At 61.9% G+C, this 17,387-nt stretch carries 14 protein-coding genes; 11 read left to right on the top strand and 3 right to left on the bottom strand.

Annotated elements, in window-relative coordinates:
- Window positions 1-3 precede the first annotated feature (3 nt).
- From KJF94_RS09625 to KJF94_RS09605, 5 genes are read left to right on the top strand one after another with little or no spacing between them, the layout of a single operon-like run.
- Complete coding sequence (locus KJF94_RS09625) at window positions 4-366, top strand: STAS domain-containing protein (protein WP_084323448.1); 363 nt, start codon at window positions 4-6, stop codon at window positions 364-366.
- Window positions 363-767, top strand: a complete 405-nt coding sequence (locus KJF94_RS09620; protein ID WP_214382894.1) for an anti-sigma regulatory factor — start codon at window positions 363-365, stop codon at window positions 765-767. The genes KJF94_RS09625 and KJF94_RS09620 overlap by 4 nt, the downstream gene beginning before the upstream one ends.
- A complete protein-coding gene (locus tag KJF94_RS09615) occupies window positions 764-1,774 on the top strand; it encodes an ATP-binding protein (RefSeq protein ID WP_214384826.1) in 1,011 nt (336 codons plus the stop codon). The genes KJF94_RS09620 and KJF94_RS09615 overlap by 4 nt, the downstream gene beginning before the upstream one ends.
- Window positions 1,767-2,642, top strand: coding sequence for a sensor histidine kinase (locus tag KJF94_RS09610; RefSeq protein WP_214382892.1), 876 nt, complete (start codon window positions 1,767-1,769; stop codon window positions 2,640-2,642). Before KJF94_RS09615 ends, KJF94_RS09610 begins: the two co-directional genes overlap by 8 nt.
- Entirely contained in the window at window positions 2,632-4,575 is a 1,944-nt protein-coding gene (locus tag KJF94_RS09605; protein WP_214382890.1) for a response regulator, read from the top strand. The genes KJF94_RS09610 and KJF94_RS09605 overlap by 11 nt, the downstream gene beginning before the upstream one ends.
- Before the next feature lie 69 nt (window positions 4,576-4,644).
- Here KJF94_RS09605 and uvrA read toward each other — a convergent pair whose 3' ends face one another.
- The 3 genes from uvrA to KJF94_RS09590 all read right to left on the bottom strand — a co-directional run bounded on the left by uvrA (window position 4,645) and on the right by KJF94_RS09590 (window position 10,452).
- Window positions 4,645-7,278, bottom strand: coding sequence for an excinuclease ABC subunit UvrA (gene uvrA / locus KJF94_RS09600; protein WP_214382888.1), 2,634 nt, complete (start codon window positions 7,276-7,278; stop codon window positions 4,645-4,647).
- Window positions 7,279-7,419: 141 nt separating this feature from the next.
- A complete protein-coding gene (locus KJF94_RS09595; protein ID WP_214382885.1) occupies window positions 7,420-9,531 on the bottom strand; it encodes a hybrid sensor histidine kinase/response regulator in 2,112 nt (703 codons plus the stop codon).
- A 231-nt stretch (window positions 9,532-9,762) separates the two neighbouring features.
- Window positions 9,763-10,452, bottom strand: a complete 690-nt coding sequence (locus tag KJF94_RS09590) for a GntR family transcriptional regulator (protein WP_214382883.1) — start codon at window positions 10,450-10,452, stop codon at window positions 9,763-9,765.
- A gap of 140 nt (window positions 10,453-10,592) precedes the next feature.
- On the opposite strand from KJF94_RS09590, the gene KJF94_RS09585 reads away from it, so the two are divergent.
- From KJF94_RS09585 to KJF94_RS09560, 6 genes are all read left to right on the top strand, one after another.
- Entirely contained in the window at window positions 10,593-11,678 is a 1,086-nt protein-coding gene (locus KJF94_RS09585; protein WP_214382881.1) for an ABC transporter ATP-binding protein, read from the top strand.
- Window position 11,679: 1 nt separating this feature from the next.
- Entirely contained in the window at window positions 11,680-12,597 is a 918-nt protein-coding gene (locus KJF94_RS09580; protein ID WP_214382879.1) for an ABC transporter permease, read from the top strand.
- The gene (locus tag KJF94_RS09575; protein ID WP_084323457.1) at window positions 12,594-13,382 is read left to right on the top strand and encodes an ABC transporter permease; all 789 of its coding nucleotides are present in this window, start codon (window positions 12,594-12,596) and stop codon (window positions 13,380-13,382) included. Before KJF94_RS09580 ends, KJF94_RS09575 begins: the two co-directional genes overlap by 4 nt.
- Window positions 13,383-13,399: 17 nt before the next feature.
- On the top strand, window positions 13,400-14,452 hold the full coding sequence (locus KJF94_RS09570; protein ID WP_214382877.1) for an extracellular solute-binding protein: 1,053 nt from the start codon (window positions 13,400-13,402) through the stop codon (window positions 14,450-14,452).
- A gap of 242 nt (window positions 14,453-14,694) precedes the next feature.
- The gene (locus KJF94_RS09565) at window positions 14,695-15,891 is read left to right on the top strand and encodes an amidohydrolase family protein (RefSeq protein WP_214382875.1); all 1,197 of its coding nucleotides are present in this window, start codon (window positions 14,695-14,697) and stop codon (window positions 15,889-15,891) included.
- Window positions 15,888-17,375: an amidohydrolase family protein gene (locus KJF94_RS09560; RefSeq protein WP_214382873.1), complete on the top strand. Its 1,488-nt coding sequence runs from the start codon at window positions 15,888-15,890 to the stop codon at window positions 17,373-17,375. Before KJF94_RS09565 ends, KJF94_RS09560 begins: the two co-directional genes overlap by 4 nt.
- The last annotated feature ends 12 nt before the right edge of the window (window positions 17,376-17,387 follow it).

Below are 17,387 nucleotides of genomic sequence, written 5' to 3'. Positions count from 1 at the left end.
CCGATGGAGCGTATTCCGATTTTGCAGATGGGCAACTTCCTGCTGGTGACCATCCAGGTCGACATGCATGACCAGTTGGCCCTGACGCTTCAGGATGATTTGTCCGAGCGCATCAGCCGGACATCCGCCCGGGGCGTGCTGATCGATATTTCTGCACTGGACATGGTCGACTCGTTCATCGGCCGGATGATCGGCACCATTTCCGGTCTGTCGAAAATCATGGACGCCCAGACCGTGCTGGTCGGCATGCAACCTGCTGTCGCCATTACCCTGGTGGAGCTCGGCCTGACCTTGCCCGGCGTCAGCACCGCGCTGAATGTCGAACGCGGGATGAAACTGCTTCAGGATCGAGTACGCGAGCAATGACCGTGCGCAGCAGCGGCAGTCAGCCTATTCAAATCGAGCAGGACGTCGTGCTCGCCCGGCAAATGGCGCGCAAACTCGCCCAGGAATGCGGCATGCGCCTGATCGACCTGACCAAACTGGTGACCGCTGTCAGTGAGCTGGCACGCAACACCATGGTGTATGGCGGTGGCGGTGACATGGACTGGCAAATTCTCGACGAAAACGCGCGCACCGGTTTGCGCCTGGTCTTTCGCGACGAAGGCCCGGGCATCCCCGACATCAAACTGGCGATGACCGACGGCTGGACCTCCGGCAGCGGCCTGGGGCTGGGCCTGACCGGCGCCAAGCGGCTGGTGGAAGAGTTCGAGCTCGACACCGCGCCCGGCAAAGGCACTCGCATAACGATCACCCGATGGACATGAATATCGGCGGTTCGATGACGCAGGTATTAATCATCGAAGACAGCAGCCAGATCGGTCACGCACGCCGCACCGCTCAGCACCTCGCAGAAAAAAACGGCTTTGACGCCACGGATGCCGGGCGTGTGGCACTGGTGGCCACCGAGCTTGCCAGCAACATTCTCAAGCACGCCACCCGAGGCGAAATGCACCTGAGGGTGGTGCCACGAATTTCAGGGGCGGGAATCGAAATACTCGCCATCGACCGCGCCAAGGGCTTTGACTTACAGGCGTGCCTGGCCGACGGGTTTTCCACCCGCGGTACCCAGGGCATCGGCCTTGGCGCCGTGTCGCGCCAGACCGACGTGTTCGACGCATTTGCCGATGCGCGTGGGGCTGTGCTGTTGACGCGGTTTTACCCGCGCAGCGACAAGGCACCGGATCGACGTATCGGCGTCAGCCAGCATTCGCTGCACGACGATCCGGCCTGCGGTGACGTCTTTCACCTGGCCTTCGACGGGTCACGCATCAGTGCGCTGGTGATCGACGGCCTGGGGCATGGCGAAGAAGCCGAACGTGCCGCCCGCGCCGGCGAAAAAACCTTTGCCCGGTCGCCGTTCACTTCGCCGATGCTGTTGCTCGAGGACATCCACATCGCCATGACCGGCACCCGTGGCGGCGCACTGGCCATCGCTCAGTTCGATGGCGAGGCCAACGCGCTGAGATTCGTCGGCATCGGCAACATCGGCGCCTGCCTGATCGCCCCGGACAAGTCCCGTGGCATGGCCTCCCACCCCGGCATCGTCGGCGGGCAATACCGCAAAGCGCAGCCCTTTGACTATGCACACGTGAACGGACATTTGTTGATCATGTACAGCGACGGTTTGCAGTCCCGCTGGAACCTGCAGGATTACCCCGGCCTGGTACACCGTCACCCCGCCGTGATTGCCGCCATTCTGCACCGCGATTTCTGCCGTGGACGGGACGACGTTACGGTGTTGGTCATCGCTCTGGAGACAGCCCATGGCTGAGATACCCCTGAGTCAGATCGACGAACAGGCCGCGCTGATCGCGCAGCTGCAAAGCGAAGCCCAAGCCCTGCGCGAAGAGCTGGACGAGACCAACCAGGGCGTGCTCGCGCTGTACGCCGAGCTCGATACCCAGGCTGAACAGTTGCGCCAGGCCTCGGACCTGAAAAGCCGTTTCCTGTCGTACATGAGCCACGAGTTCCGCACACCACTGGGCTCGATCCTGAGCATCGCCAGCCTCCTGACCGATGAACTCGACGGACCGTTGAGCGTGGAACAGCACAAGCAGGTGGCGTTCGTCAGCACCGCCGCACGCGAGCTCAGCGACATGGTCGACGACCTGCTGGACCTGGCGAAAATCGAAGCCGGGCGCATCACCATATCGCCGGCCTGGTTCGACATGTTCGACCTGTTCGCCGCGCTGCGCGGCATGTTCCGCCCGATTGTCGACGCCAGCGCCGTGGACCTGATTTTCGAAGAACCCGTCGGCCTGCCACGGCTTTATACCGACGACAAGAAGCTCGCGCAGATTCTGCGCAACTTCATTTCCAACTCGTTGAAGTTCACCACACGCGGCGAAATCCGCGTTTCGGCGCGGCTGGAGGGCAGCGACCAGGTCCGCTTCGCCGTGACCGATACCGGAATAGGTATCGCTGCGGAGCTGCATGGCGCATTGTTCGAGGACTTTTCCCAGGTCGACTCGCCGCTGCAAAAACGCTTGCGCGGCACTGGCCTGGGTCTGTCCTTGTGCAAACGCTTCGCAGCACTGCTGGGAGGTGACGTCGGGGTCGAGAGTACACCGAGGGTCGGTTCGACCTTCTTTGTGATCATCCCGCTGGCCATCGCCATGGAGCCCGCCGATGAAACGTGATATCCGCCTGCTGATCGTCGATGACAACGCCGCCACGCGCTACGCCCTGCGTCGACGTCTGGAACCGCATGGCTACGCCGTGCTTGAAGCGGGTACGGGTGGCGACGGGCTCGCCCTGATCGACAGCGAGTGCATCGACGCGCTGATCCTCGACGTCAACCTGCCGGACATGAGCGGCTTCGACATCGTGCGCAAACTGCGCTCCGAAGCCGCCACCGCCCTGCTCCCGGTGATCCACGTGTCCGCCGCGTCCATCCAGACCGGCGACATCATCACCGGCCTGGACGCCGGTGCCGACGCCTACCTGATCCACCCCGTGGACCCGGATGTGTTGCTCGCCACCTTGCGCACGCTGCTGCGGGTCCGTGATACCGAAAACGCCCTGCGTGAAAGCGAAGCGCGTTTTCGCGAGATTTTCGTCAACGTCTCGGCGCCCATCGCCGTGCTGGACGCACAGCTCAAGGTGCACGAATGCAATCACGCGTTCGCCCGGCTGATCCAGGACAATCGCGACCCGGACGCCCTGCGAGAGTGCTTCGCCGACCAGCAGGAGATCATCCTCGACGAACTGCGTATGCGCCTGACCGCTGGCGAGCGCTGGAAAGGCACGCTGAACATGCGCGTCGAAGGTGAACTGCGGGAAACCGAGTGGCAGATCTCGCCTTATCGCACGCCGGAGCTGAGCCTGGTGTTCGTCGAGGACGTCACCGAACATCGCCACCGCGAACGTTCTCACCTAGCCAGGCTGGATGACGCGACCTCGCAACTGGAACATGAAATCGCCGAACGGGTGCGTACCGAAGCGCAGTTGCTGCAGGTGCAGAAGATGGACGCGCTGGGCAAACTCACCGGCGGCATCGCCCATGACTTCAACAACTTGCTGACCGGCATCATCACCAGCCTGGAGCTGATCCAGAAACGCGTCGCCAACGGACGCACCGACAAGGTCGTTCTTTACGCCGAAGCGGCGCTGAACTCGGCCACCAGCGCCGCCTCGCTGACTCATCGCTTGCTGGCTTTTGCCCGCCAGCAACCGCTCGATACCCGGCCGGTGGACATCAACGAACACATCCGTTCGCTGGAAGAATTGCTGGTACGCACCATCGGCGAACACATCGCGCTGAAACTCGAACTGACCTCCAAAGCCGCGATTGCCCTGGTCGATCCGATTCAACTGGAAAGTGCGGTGCTGAATCTGGTGATCAACGCCCGCGATGCGCTGCCCCAGGGCGGCAATATCTGGGTCAGCACCTACGCGGCGTACTCCCACGGGGACCTGAAACTGGCGGACGGGGCGTACGTCGCGCTGTCGGTACGCGACGACGGGACCGGCATCGAACACAGCGTGATCGACAAGGTGTTCGACCCGTTTTTCACCACCAAGCCGCTGGGCCAGGGCACCGGGCTGGGGCTGTCGAGTATTTATGGTTTCGCCCGCCAATCCGGGGGCGACGCGCACATCCGCAGCGTGGCGCGACGCGGCACCGAAGTGACCATCATGCTGCCCGCCTCGGCTGATCCGACCTCCCGTGAAGAAGAACCTTCAACCGTGAACCCGCAAGGCTCGGGCGAGCATGTGCTGATTGTCGAAGACATGCCGGCGGTGCGCATGTTCGTTGCCGAAGTGCTGGTGGATGCGGGTTATCGCTGCACGCAGGTGGGCGATATCGAAGGTGCGCTGGAACGCCTGCAAAACGACCCTTCCATCAATCTGATGCTGACGGACGTGGGCCTGCCGCGCATGAATGGCCGGGAACTGGCAGACGTTGCCCGTGGCTGGCGCGAAGGGTTGCCGATCCTGTTCATGACCGGCTACGCGGAAAACGCCCTTAACCGCCAGGTGTTCCTCGGCAATGGCATGGACATGCTGATCAAACCATTCCAGATCAGCGAGCTGCTGGACAAGGTTCGCCGCACGCTCGACTGCGCCTGACGCACCTGTAGGAGCACGGCTTGCCGGCGATGGCGTCCGTGAAATCGCTATCGCCGGCAAGCCGTGCTCCTACAGGTTGAGGGTTTTCGCGAGAAATGGCGCCGTCCGGCTCTTTTTGCTGTTGGCGACTTTCTGCGGCGTCCCTGCCGCCACAATCCTGCCGCCCTGATCCCCTGCCCCCGGCCCAATGTCGATCACCCAGTCGCTCTGCGCCACCACGCGCATTTCATGCTCGACGACAATCACCGTGTGCCCTGCCTTGACCAGCGTATTCAATTGCTCGAGCAAGCGATCGACGTCTCGCGCATGCAACCCGGTGGTGGGCTCGTCGAGCACATACAAGGTCGCGCCGCGCTGGTTGCGTTGCAGTTCGGTGGCCAGTTTGATCCGCTGGGCTTCACCGCCGGACAACTCGGTCGCCGGCTGCCCGAGACGCAGATAACCCAGACCGATATCCCGCAGCACTTCCAGCGAGCGCCGGATACCCGGCTGCTCAACGAACACCTCGACCGCTTCGTCCACCGTCAACTGCAACACCTGGGCAATGTTCAAACCCTGCCAGGTAATCGCCAGCGTTTCGGGGTTGTAGCGTGCACCGTGGCACGTCGGGCATGGCGCGTAGACGCTGGGCATGAACAGCAATTCGACGCTGACAAAGCCTTCGCCTTCGCAGGTCGGGCAGCGGCCCTTGGCGACGTTGAAGGAGAACTGACCGGCGTCGTAGCCCTCGGCCTGCGCCTCGGCTGTCGCGGCGTACAGCTTGCGCACGTTGTCGAACAGCCCGGTGTAGGTCGCCAGGTTCGAGCGCGGCGTGCGGCCGATGGGTTTCTGATCGACTTGCACCAGCCGCTTGATCGATTCCAGCCCTGCGCTGACCTGACCACCACTGACTTGCGGTGCATCGTCTTCCAGGCTCAGTTCTTCGGGTTCGCTGTCACTCCCCCCACGCCCGAGATGTGCGCCTACCAGTTCCAGCAGCGCCTGGCTGACCAGGCTTGATTTACCGGAACCCGAAACGCCGGTCACCGAGGTGAAACAACCCAGCGGAAACTCGACGCTGAGGTTACTCAGGTTGTTACGGGTGATGCCCTCCAGCCGCAACCAATCGGTCGGCTTGCGGCTGGTTCGCGGTTGACTGACCTGATCGGCGAACAGGTACGCGCGGGTCTGCGAGTTCGTCACTTCGGCCAGACCCTGGGGCGGCCCGCTGTACAGGATGCGGCCGCCATGCTCGCCCGCCGCCGGGCCCACATCGATCAGCCAGTCGGCGCGGCGCATGGTTTCCAGGTCATGCTCGACCACGAACAAGGTGTTGCCCGCGGCTTTCAAGCGCTGCAAGGCTTCGAACAGCGCTTCGCCATCCGCCGGGTGCAGACCGGCGGACGGTTCATCCAGTACGTAAATCACCCCGAACAATTGCGAACCCAATTGCGTCGCCAGGCGCAACCGCTGCAACTCACCGGACGACAACGTCGGCGTGCTGCGCTCCAGCGCCAGGTAACCGAGCCCCAGATCGGTCAGCGTGCTGACCCGCTCCAGCAAATCCTGAGCGATCCGTTGCGCCGCCAGGCGTTTTTCCACCGACAGGTTCGGCGTGTGACGAACATCCGGCGCGTTGGTGTGACCACTGGCGCCGTGGGCGACTCGCTGCTCACGGGCTTCGCGGGTCTGGTCGTGGGTCAGCACCTCGCCCGCCTCATCGGCCTGTTCGAGGTAACTGTGAGCGGCCACCGGCTTCAAGACTTCGGCCACTTGCAGCAACGGCATCTGCGACAACTCGCCGATGTCGTAACCGGCGAACGTCACCGACAACGCCTCGCGTTTAAGCCGTTTGCCGTCGCACAGCGGGCACGGGCTGCCGAGCATGAATTGCGAGACCCGCTTCTTCATCAACGCACTTTGCGAATGGGTGAAGGTGTGCAGGATGTAACGCCGGGCACCGGTGAAGGTGCCCTGATAACTCGGCTCCATTTTGCGCTTGAGGGCGACTCTGGTTTCTTCCGGTGTGAGCCCGGCATACACCGGAACGGTCGGGGTTTCCTCGGTGAAGAGAATCCAGTCGCGTTGCTTTTTCGGCAGGTCGCGCCAGGGCTTGTCGACGTCATAGCCCATGGTCACGAGGATGTCCCGCAGGTTCTGTCCCTGCCACGCCGTGGGCCAGGAAGCGACCGCACGCTGGCGAATGGTCAGGCTCGGGTCCGGGACCATCAGGGCTTCGGTGACTTCGTACACCCGGCCCAAACCATGACATTCAGGGCAAGCGCCTTGTGGTGTGTTGGGCGAAAAGTCTTCGGCATAGAGCATCGGCTGCCCCGGCGGATAACTGCCGGCGCGGGAGTACAGCATGCGGATCAGGCTCGACAACGTGGTCACGCTGCCCACCGAAGACCGGGTACTCGGTGTGCCTCGCTGTTGTTGCAAGGCGACCGCGGGCGGCAGGCCTTCGATGGAATCGACGTCCGGCACGCCGACCTGATCGATCAGGCGCCGCGCATACGGCGCCACAGACTCGAAATAGCGCCGCTGCGCTTCGGCGTACAGGGTCGAGAATGCCAGGGACGATTTCCCCGAACCGGATACGCCGGTGAACACCACCAGCGCATCACGCGGGATATCGACGTCGATGTTCTTGAGGTTGTGTTCACGGGCACCGCGCACTCTGACCATGCCGGAAGGAGGATTGGGAATGCGCTTGGAAGTCATCGGGCAACCTTAATTAAATTGCAGAAACACACAGCCCCCTGTGGGAGCGAGCCTGCTCGCGATTGCGATCTGACAGTCAACAATGATGTCGGCTGACCCGACGCTATCGCGAGCAGGCTCGCTCCCACATTTTGATTGGGGTTAGCCATTGAGGACTGTGCGGATCATCCGGGTCAGTGCTTCGGGGCTATAGGGTTTGCTCAGCAAAAAAGTGTCGGGGCTGAGTTGGTGATTGCGCGAAATAATGTCACGGGTATGGCCGGACGTGAACAACACCGCCACCGGTGGCGTCTGCACTTTGGCCCAGGCCGCCAGGTCCGAACTTTTGATCAGCCCGGGCATGACCACGTCGGTGAAAATCAGCTCCACTTCCACCCCGTCCAGCAGCATCTGCATGGCGGCATCGCCGTTGGCAGCGGTCAGGATTTGATAGCCTTCTTCACGCAACAACTCCACTGCGGAGCTGCGCACCGCTTCGTTGTCCTCGACCACCAGAATGGTTTCGTGGCCGCCGCGTTGTGGCGTGTCATGGGTCACTGTTTCACTGAGCAGGGGTCGCAGGCTCCGCGGGAAATACTGCTGCACCCGAGTGCCCTGCCCTTCGACGCTGGACATCTCGATGTGCCCGCCACTCTGTTTGACGAAACCGAACACCATGCTCAGCCCCAACCCCGTGCCCTGTCCATCGACCTTGGTGGTGAAAAACGGTTCGAACGCTTGCGCGAGCACTTGCGGCGACATGCCGGCGCCCGTATCGGCCACGGCGACGCGGACATAATCGCCCGCTGAAATCCCCTTGCCCGCGCAGAACTGACGGTCGAGCACGACGTTCTCGGCGCTCAGTTCAATGGTCCCTTCACCCTGCATGGCGTCACGGGCATTGATCACCAGATTGAGAATTGCGTTTTCCAGTTGATTGCGATCGACGTTGATATACCACGACGCTTGAGGCAAGCGCACATCAATCTGGATGGTTTCGCCCAACGCCCGTTGCAACAACTCGCCGAGGCCTTCGAAGATTTGCCGTGGGTCGCAGACCGCTGGTGACAACGGCTGACGGCGGGCGAATGCGAGCAATTGCGAGGACAGCTTCGCGCCCCGCTCCACCGCCGCAATCGATGCGCTGACCCGGCGCTGCACGTTGGCATTGTCCGGCTCATGCCGCGCCAGCAAGTGCAGGTTGCCGGCGATCACCTGCAGCAGGTTATTGAAGTCATGGGCCACGCCCCCCGTGAGTCCGCCGATGGCTTCGAGTTTCTGTGACTGGCGTAGTTGTTCTTCCGCCGCCAGCCGCGCTTCGACTTCGTCGGCGACGCGCTGCTCCAGATTCCGGGTGAACTTGAGCAGGGATTCTTCGGCGGTCTTGCGCTCGTGGATGTCGATCAACACCCCGGGAAAGCGGAACGGTTGGCCTTGCTCGTCGAACTCGCAGCAACCGCTGGCCTGCACCCAGAGGTAACTGCCGTCGGGGCGCAGCACGCGATATTCGGCGTTGAAGGGCTCGCCAGTGGCGATGGATTTATTGACCTGCTCGTTGACCCAGCTGCGGTCGTCGGGATGAATCCGTGCTTCGGCGATGTCCGTCGGCAAGTCGCCGAGGTTATACCCGGCCGGATAGGAAAAGGTCCGGGCGAAGCGTTCATCACCGGAGAGCAGATTGCCCTTCATGTCCCAGACGAACGAGCCGAGCAAGGCCCCGGCATTCAACGCCAGGCGCACCCGTTCATTGTCGGCGCGGTAGGCGTCTTCGGCTTCCTGGCGTCGGCGCTCGGTAATCACATGGTCAGTGGTTTCAACCACCATCGCCATGACCCCGGCCGGCTGCCCCTCGTCATTGGCCACCGGGCTGTAATAGAGGTCCAGCCACACGTCTTCGGGGACGCCGTCCCTCAACAGCACCAGCTCTTTGTTGCGATAGGACAAGGTGCCGCCGGCCAGGCAGGTATCGACCACATGCCGGTTGAACTCGGCGACTTCCGGCCAGCCCAGCTCCACCGGAGAGCCCAACAGATAAGGATGTCGGCCACCGGCGAACGACGAGTATGCATCGTTATAGATCATGTAACCGGGACGGCCCCACAGCATCACCATCGGCAGTGGCGAGGCGAGCAACAGCTGCACCGCGCTGCACAGGCTGGCGGGCCAGGTGTCGATGCTCCCCAGCTCGGTCCGGCTCCAGTCGAACGCACGGATGCGCCCGGCCATTTCGCCGTTCCATCCGGCACACCCGTGGCTATCGTCTAGAAACTGCATCGACTGGTTCTGAGTCCTGTGATTGGCGCCCGTTTGTTTCGAGCATCGCAGCTGCCAATGGTTTCATAGAGGGTAGCTGATTCTTGCGGCAATCCGTGGCGCCACAGATCCCTGTGGGAGCGAGCCTGCTCGCGATGAGGGCCTGGCAGTCAATATTTTCATCGACTGCTACAGCGCTATCGCGAGCAGGCTCGCTCCCACAGGGTGCAGCTTCGGATTCAAGATTGGTGGCTACACCTCGATCAGGTGCTTCAGCGGATGGTAGCCAGTTTTCAACGTGGCGGCGACGTCCAGGATCGCCTTCTCGATACCGTTCAAATGCATGCAGGTCAGTTCGATGGCGGCGCTCTGGTTACCGGCTTCGATGTACTCGATCAGACGCAGGTGTTCATCGTCGCGGCAGGCTTCGTGGCTGTCGTCATCCAGCGCGGCGGCGTACAGCGAGGCGCGGGAAATCAGTTTGCGGAACCAGTCCAGCAGCACCGGGTTGTTCAGGCTTTGCGCGAGTTTGATGTGGAACTCGCCGAGCAGATGGATCAGCCGTTCATGATCGCCGCTGCGATGTGCTTCATCCTCCAGCAACAGGTGATCGCGCAGGTCCTGGGTCACTGCGGTATCACGCCGGCGACAGAGTTCGCTGACGATGCCGATCTCGATCAAGCGCCGCGTTTCAAACAGCGAACGGATCTCTTCATCGCTGGGCAGCGACACCGACGCCCCCTTGTTGGGCTCGGTCGTCACCAATCCATCAGCCTCCAATTGCTTGAGCGCGGCACGAACCGACGTGCGGCTGACATTGAAAAGCTCGGCCAGCGACGCCTCGCCGAGCTTCATGCCGGGACGCAACGAATGTTTGCTGATCGCCTCGTAAACCCCTTGGTAGACGCGGTCGACCGTGGTCTCGAGTTTCTTCTCGGTCATTTGAACCCTCCTTTAGCGCTAAACAACCGGCCCCAGGCGATGAGCAGCCTTTGAAAAAGGGGGTTGCACAAGCAGATTAATCCGGTTATTTGTAGATTGCATCCAGATATTGCATACAATAATTAGAGGAATGCACCATTATGGGTCATCCAGTCGCAATCGAAGTGCGTAACGTCTCCAAGCGGTATTCCGACGATCCGGGGCTGGCTCCAGCCCTCGACAACGTTTCAGTCGACATTGCCGACAACGAGTTCTTCACCCTGCTCGGTCCGTCCGGCTGCGGCAAAACCACCCTGCTGCGCACCATCGCCGGCTTCGAACACGTCAGCGATGGCGAGATCCGTCTGGCGGGCGAACCGGTCAATGATTTGCCCCCGTTCAAGCGCCGGGTCAACACCGTCTTCCAGAGTTACGCGCTGTTTCCGCACATGAGTGTCGCGCAGAATATCGCCTTCGGCCTCGAGATGCAGGGCCTTGATCACAAGGTTATTCCTCGGCGCGTCGACGAGATGCTGGCGCTGGTGCAGATGCAGCACTTGGCCAAACGCAAACCCGCCGAATTGTCCGGTGGCCAGCAACAACGCGTGGCCCTGGCCCGGGCGTTGGCGCCGAAACCGAAAGTGCTGTTGCTGGACGAACCGCTGTCGGCGCTTGACCTCAAGCTGCGTAAAGAGATGCAGGTCGAACTCAAGCGCGTGCAGAAGGAAGCCGGGATCACCTTCATTTTCGTCACTCACGATCAGGAAGAAGCCCTCACCCTGTCTGATCGCATCGCGGTGATGTCCGCCGGCAAGATCCTGCAGATCGGCACGCCGAACGACATTTACGAACGGCCGCAGCATCAGTTCGTCGCCCAGTTCATCGGCGACATCAATTTCCTGCCCGGCCACCTCAAGCGCGGTCAGCAGAACGAAAAACTCTTCGTGCCCAGCGGCATGCCGGTGGAAATCCCCTGCCCGGCCCAGGGCTTCGACGGCAGCAACGTGCAACTGGCGTTCCGCCCGGAGCGTTCGCAACTGGTCGAACCGGAGCAACCGCATCACCTGCGCGGCGTCATTGAAGCGGTGTTGTACGTCGGCACCGCGACCCTCTACCAATGCCGCTTGAACAACGACATCAAGGTCATGCTGCGCGAAAACAACGAAGGCCTGAACCGCGGTCGCGTGGTCGGTGATCGCGTCGCGGTCAACCTGCCGCCCCACGCCTGTCTGTTGATGGAGGCCTGAGATGAGCGTCAGCAGCACTTCTCCCGCTCTCAACCGCGCGCTGTTGCTCAGCCCGGTGGTTCTGACTTTGCTGGCGCTGATCGCCATTCCGCTGGGCATCATGGGCTACATCAGCCTGTTGCCGCGTAACGTGTATGGCGGTGTCGACTGGCAAGCCGACTGGCAATTGCAAAGCTACGTGCAACTGTTTTTCCAGGAAGGTTTCGACGGTGAACTGGAACTGAACTGGGTCTACGCCCAAGCACTGTTGCGCTCGGTGTTCCAGGCCGGCGGCACGACATTGTTGTGCTTCCTGTTCGGCTTCCCGGTGGCGTTTTGGATGTCGAGCCTGACCCCGCGCCGGCGCAACCTCATGGTCCTGCTGATCACCATTCCGTTCTGGACCAACCTGCTGATCCGCAACTACGCGTGGCTGATCATCCTGCGCGAACACGGCTGGGTCGCGCAAAGCCTCAACGCGCTGTTCCCGCAGGCGGGCGGCATCACCCTGCTCTACAACGACTTCGCCGTCAGCGTCGGTCTGGTCTACAGCTTCCTGCCGTTCATGATTCTGCCGATCTACTCGACCCTGGAAAAACTCGACTGGCGTCTGGTTGAAGCTGCCTACGATCTGGGTGCCAATCGCTGGCACGCGCTGAAGCGGATCATCCTGCCGCTGTCGATGCCCGGCGTGATTGCCGGTGCGCTGCTGGTGTTTGTGCCGAGCCTCGGCGCCTTCATCACTCCGGCAATTCTCGGCGGCGGCAAGACGCTGATGATCGGCAACCTGATCCAGCAACAGTTCGGCACCGCGCGGAACTGGCCGCTGGGCAGTTCGCTGTCGTTCCTGTTGCTGGGGATTCTGCTGCTGTCCCTGGTGCTTTACGCGCTCTATAGCCGCAGCGCCGCCAAAACTCTTCGTCGGGAAGCCACCGCATGATTGCCCTGCACCTGAAAAAACTGCCGCTGACCCGCGAAGTCAGCCTGCTGATCCTGGCCTATTTGTACGTGCCGATCTTTGTGCTGATCGCCTACAGCTTCAACGCCAATCGCTCGGCGACGGTGTGGACCGAGTTTTCGTTCGCCTGGTATGGACGGATTCTGGCCAACCCGTCGATCCAGACGGCGGCGCTGAACTCGATCATCGTCGCCAGCATCGCCACGGTTTGCGCCACGGCCATTGCACTGCTCGCGGCGTTGGCGACTTACCGGCCGTTCTATGGGCAGAAGATGGTCGAGGGCGGGATCAACCTCCCGCTGATCCTGCCGGAGATCGTCACCGCCGTGGCCACGTTGCTGCTGTTCATGGCCCTGGGGATCAAGCTCGGTTTGCTGACGGTGATCGTCGCGCACATCGGCTTCTGCATTCCTTTCGCGTACCTACCGATCCGCGCGCGTTTGAATGACCTGGACAAAAGCCTGCTGGAAGCGGCGAACGATTTGTACGCCAACCCGTGGCAGGTGTTTCGCCGGGTGACGTTGCCGTTGTTGTGGCCGGCGGTGTTGTCCGGTTCGGTGCTGGCGTTCGTGGTCAGCCTCGACGATTTCATCATGACCTTCTTTGTGGCCGGCCCCGGTTCGACGACGTTGCCGGTGTACATCTTCTCGGCGATCAAGGCCGGCGTGACGCCGGAGATCAACGCGATCTCGACCCTGATGCTGGTGATTTCCATCGTGCTGGTGGTGCTGGCCTTCTGGCTGGGACAGCGCGGCAAACAACAATAATCCTGGAGCGTTCTTTTATGAAACTGAAAAGCATGCGTTATGGCGTCGCCGGTCTGGCCCTCAGTTGCTTCACCGTTTTCACCGCGCAGGCCGCCGAACCCAAGGAGCTGTTCTTCTACAACTGGACCGATTACTACCCGGTAGATCTGCTGGCCAAATTCGAAAAAGAGACCGGCATCAAGGTCACCATGGACGGCTACGACAGTAACGAAACCCTGTTGGCCAAATTGCAGGCCGGCGGCGCGGCGTATGACGTGATCGTGCCGTCGCAGTCGATCATGCGCACCCTGATCAATCAGGACCTGCTGCTGGAGATCGACGCGTCGACCCTGCCCAATTTCAAGCACGTCAAACCGGCGTTTCGCGACCCGAGTTTCGACCCTGGCCGCAAGTTCTCGGCACCGTACCTGTGGGGCACCACCGGGTTTTCCTATGACAGCGCACGCGTGCCCGGCGGCAAACTCGACGACTCCTGGAAAGAGTTCTTCGAACCGCGCAAGGAACTGCAAGGCCAACTCGCCGCCCTCGATACGTCCAGCAGTGTGATCAATGCCGCCAGCCATTATCTGAACGTCGACGAATGCAGCGAAAACCCGCAGGACGCCAAGCGCATTCTGGAACTGCTGCAAAAGCAGAAACCGTTCCTGAAGATGTACAGCTCGGACAACACCGTCGACCGCATGGCCTCCGGCGAAGTGATCATGATGCAGAACTGGAACGGCTCCACCGCCCGGGCCACGTTGCAGAAGAGCACGATCAAATACGTGTATCCGAAGGAAGGCCTGGCGATGTTCCAGGACAACTTCGCCGTGCCCAAAAGCGCCCCGCACCCCGGCAACGCGAAGATCTTCATCGACTGGATGATGAAACCGGAAAACGCCGCCGCCGTGTCCAACGCCATCGCCTACGACAACGGCATTCAGAGCGACAAGTTGATCGACGCCAAATGGCGGGTCATGGATGCGATCAACATGCCCGACGAGTTCGCCTCGCGCCTGCGCCCCGAGAAAGAGTGCAGCAACAAGGCGCGGGCGCTGCAGGACCGGATCTGGTCGAAGCTCAAGGGCTGACTTAACACCGAGTCGCGGCCATCGCTGGCAAGCCAGCTCCCACAGTGTTTTGTGTTGATCACAACATTTGTGAACACCCCCTAACCCTGTGGGAGCGAAACCGAGGCGCGGCCATCGCGGGCAAGCCCGGCTCCCACAAAGTTTTCGGTTGGCACACTATTTTTATTCCAACACAAAACCCTGTGGGAGCGGGCTTGCCCGCGATGAGGCCCGCCTGAACACCACAAAATTCGAGGTATGCAATGACCCAACCCCGCTGGCTGCGCAACGTGCGCCCCTACGGCGCCACCGCCGAAGACCTGCTGATCGAAAACGGCCTGTTCAAACAACGCCGCCCGGCATCGTCCGCGGTCCTGACCGCCACCGACATCGACGGCCAGAACCAGCTCCTCACCCCGGCCCTCGTGGAAAGCCACGTCCACCTCGACAAAACGCTTTGGGGCCAACCCTGGCGCCCGAACAGTGCCGGGCCGACGCTCAAGGATTACATCGCCAACGAGCGCCGAGTGCTGCGTGACGTGAAAAGCCCCATCGCCGAACGCGCCGGGGCCCTGCTGGAAAACTGCATCGCCCGTGGCTCGCTGACCATGCGTTGCCACGTCGACATTGACCCGGATTTCGGTCTGCGTCATGTCGAGGCCATGCAACAACTGCGCGAACGCTACCGCGACCTGATCGACCTGCAACTGGTGGCGTTCCCGCAAACCGGGCTGATCTGTCGCCCCGGCACCGCCGAACTGATGCGCGAAGCCATGGCACTGGGCGTGGAAAACGTCGGTGGCCTCGACCCCTGCGGCATCGACAACGACCCGGTCGCCCAGCTCGATTTTGTGTTCAAACTGGCCAGCGAATTCGACCGTGGAGTCGACATTCACCTGCACGACAAGGGTGAACTGGGTCTTTGGCAAATCGCGCTGATCGCCGACTACACCGAGCATTACGGGCGTCACGGTCGGGTCATGATCAGCCATGCGTATTGCCTGGGCATGTTGCCGTGGAGTCAGGTCAAACCGGTGGCCGAACGACTGGCGGCGCTGGGGATTTCGTTGATGAGCTCTGCACCGGCCGATTGCGCGGTGCCGCCGTTCCTTGCATTGCGCGAGGCCGGGGTGAATGTGTGCCTGGGTTCGGACGGCATTCGTGACGCCTGGTCGCCCATGGGCAACGGCGACATGCTGGAACGGGCGATGCTGCTGGCGTTTCGTTTCGACCTGAACAAGGACGAGGAACTCGCGGCGGCGTTTGCAGCGGCGACCGTGAATGGCGCGCTGGCGCTGGGCTGTGACGATTATGGCGTGGAGATCGGTCAACCGGCAGACTTCCTGTTGATGCCGGTGCAGACGCTGGGTGAAGCGGTGGTCTCGCGACCCGTGCGCCAGGTGTATCGGCGCGGCGAGTTGATTGCTTCAGGCGGTCGTTTGCTGGAAAGCCGTTTGTGAAGCGCATCGCCCTTAAAAGCAGTTGCGTGGTCGGTTTCGACGGCACGCAGCATGTGCTGTGGCGCGATGGCGAAGTGGTGTTCGAAGGCTCGCGCATCGTGTTTGTCGGTAGGGATTATGCCGGGCCGGTGGATCAGTGGATCGATTACGGCAACGCGCTGATCGGTCCCGGCTTCATCGACCTGGATGCGCTCGGCGACCTCGATTCCACGGTGCTGACGCTGGATAACGGCGATGAACGCGACATGGGCCGGATGTGGTCCGAAGACTATCTGGCCGCCGGTCCACGGGAGAGTTACACCGCGGACGAAGAAGTCTTCAAGTACCGCTACGCCCTCACACAGCTGATTCGCAATGGCATCACCACCGCCATGCCGATCACCTCGATGTACTACCGCGAGTGGGCCGAAACCTACGACGAATTTGCTGCGGTGGCCGGTGTGGCGGCCGAACTGGGACTGCGGACTTACCTTGGCCCCTGCTACATGAGTGGCATGAGTTACTGGCGCGCCGATGGCAGCCTGGGGCACCACTGGGATGAAGCCCGGGGCATGGCCGGACTCGACGCGGCTGTGCGGTTTTTCGAGGATTTCGACGGTTCACATGACGGTCTGATTCGTGGCGCGCTGCTGCCGGATCGAATCCAGACCTGCACCCCGGCGCTGCTGCAACGCACCGCCGCGCTGAGCCGTGAGCTGAACGCGCCGATGCGTTTGCATTGCTGCCAGGGCCTTGGCGAAGTGGCGATGGTTGAGCAGTTGCGCGGTGTTTCGCCGCTGGCGTGGCTGGAGCAATCGGGTCTGCTGACGCCGCGCAGCCTGCTGCCCCACGGCATTTACACCCACGGTGATGAAGACCTGCAACGGGTGGTGAATGGCGGCGCGAGCCTGGTGCATTGCCCAGTGGTGTTTGCCCGGGACGGCGAGGCGCTGAACTCGTTCGGGCGCTATCGGGCCAAGGGCATCAACTTTGCGCTGGGCACTGACACCTGGCCGGCGGACTTGCTGGACAACATGCGTCAGGGGTTGAACATCGCTCGCTTGATGGAGGACGGTGGTTCGTTGACCAGCACGCTGGACATGTACAACGCCGCCACCCTCGGCGGCGCCAAGGCGCTGGGGCGTGATGATCTCGGCCGACTGGCGCCGGGGTGCAGGGCCGACATCACGGTGTTCAGCCTTCGCGGCCTGCATTTGGGGCCGCTGTTCGATCCACTGAAAAACCTGCTGCTGGCCGGGCGCGGTGACGACTGCATCGCCAGCTACATCGATGGCCGCTGCGTGATGCAGGACGGGCAGGTTCAAGGCGTCGACTACCCCGCCCTGCAACGCCAGGCCCAACGACAATTCGAAACACTGATGCGCAGCCACAGCGATCGGGCGTTTGGCCAACCGGACTGGAAAACCCTGTTCAAACCGGCCATCCCGTTCGCCGACGACTACAGCGCACACGCGCCGCTGAGCGCGATCGATCCCCTTCTCTAGAGATTTCTGCCC

Source organism: Pseudomonas hormoni, assembly GCF_018502625.1.
Taxonomy (GTDB): domain Bacteria; phylum Pseudomonadota; class Gammaproteobacteria; order Pseudomonadales; family Pseudomonadaceae; genus Aquipseudomonas; species Aquipseudomonas hormoni.
This window is presented reverse-complemented; position numbering and strand designations above follow the sequence as displayed.

Excerpts from the sequence above, each read along its gene's own strand:
- KJF94_RS09565 (WP_214382875.1), top strand. The coding sequence starts at position 14,695 with ATGACCCAACCCCGCTGGCTGCGCAACGTGCGCCCCTACGGCGCCACC.
- KJF94_RS09585 (WP_214382881.1), top strand. The coding sequence starts at position 10,593 with ATGGGTCATCCAGTCGCAATCGAAGTGCGTAACGTCTCCAAGCGGTAT.
- KJF94_RS09610 (WP_214382892.1), top strand. The coding sequence starts at position 1,767 with ATGGCTGAGATACCCCTGAGTCAGATCGACGAACAGGCCGCGCTGATC.
- KJF94_RS09615 (WP_214384826.1), top strand. The coding sequence starts at position 764 with ATGAATATCGGCGGTTCGATGACGCAGGTATTAATCATCGAAGACAGC.
- KJF94_RS09580 (WP_214382879.1), top strand. The coding sequence starts at position 11,680 with ATGAGCGTCAGCAGCACTTCTCCCGCTCTCAACCGCGCGCTGTTGCTC.
- KJF94_RS09570 (WP_214382877.1), top strand. The coding sequence starts at position 13,400 with ATGAAACTGAAAAGCATGCGTTATGGCGTCGCCGGTCTGGCCCTCAGT.
- KJF94_RS09595 (WP_214382885.1), bottom strand. The coding sequence starts at position 9,531 with ATGCAGTTTCTAGACGATAGCCACGGGTGTGCCGGATGGAACGGCGAA.
- KJF94_RS09605 (WP_214382890.1), top strand. The coding sequence starts at position 2,632 with ATGAAACGTGATATCCGCCTGCTGATCGTCGATGACAACGCCGCCACG.
- uvrA (WP_214382888.1), bottom strand. The coding sequence starts at position 7,278 with ATGACTTCCAAGCGCATTCCCAATCCTCCTTCCGGCATGGTCAGAGTG.
- KJF94_RS09620 (WP_214382894.1), top strand. The coding sequence starts at position 363 with ATGACCGTGCGCAGCAGCGGCAGTCAGCCTATTCAAATCGAGCAGGAC.
- KJF94_RS09575 (WP_084323457.1), top strand. The coding sequence starts at position 12,594 with ATGATTGCCCTGCACCTGAAAAAACTGCCGCTGACCCGCGAAGTCAGC.
- KJF94_RS09625 (WP_084323448.1), top strand. The coding sequence starts at position 4 with ATGGAGCGTATTCCGATTTTGCAGATGGGCAACTTCCTGCTGGTGACC.
- KJF94_RS09590 (WP_214382883.1), bottom strand. The coding sequence starts at position 10,452 with ATGACCGAGAAGAAACTCGAGACCACGGTCGACCGCGTCTACCAAGGG.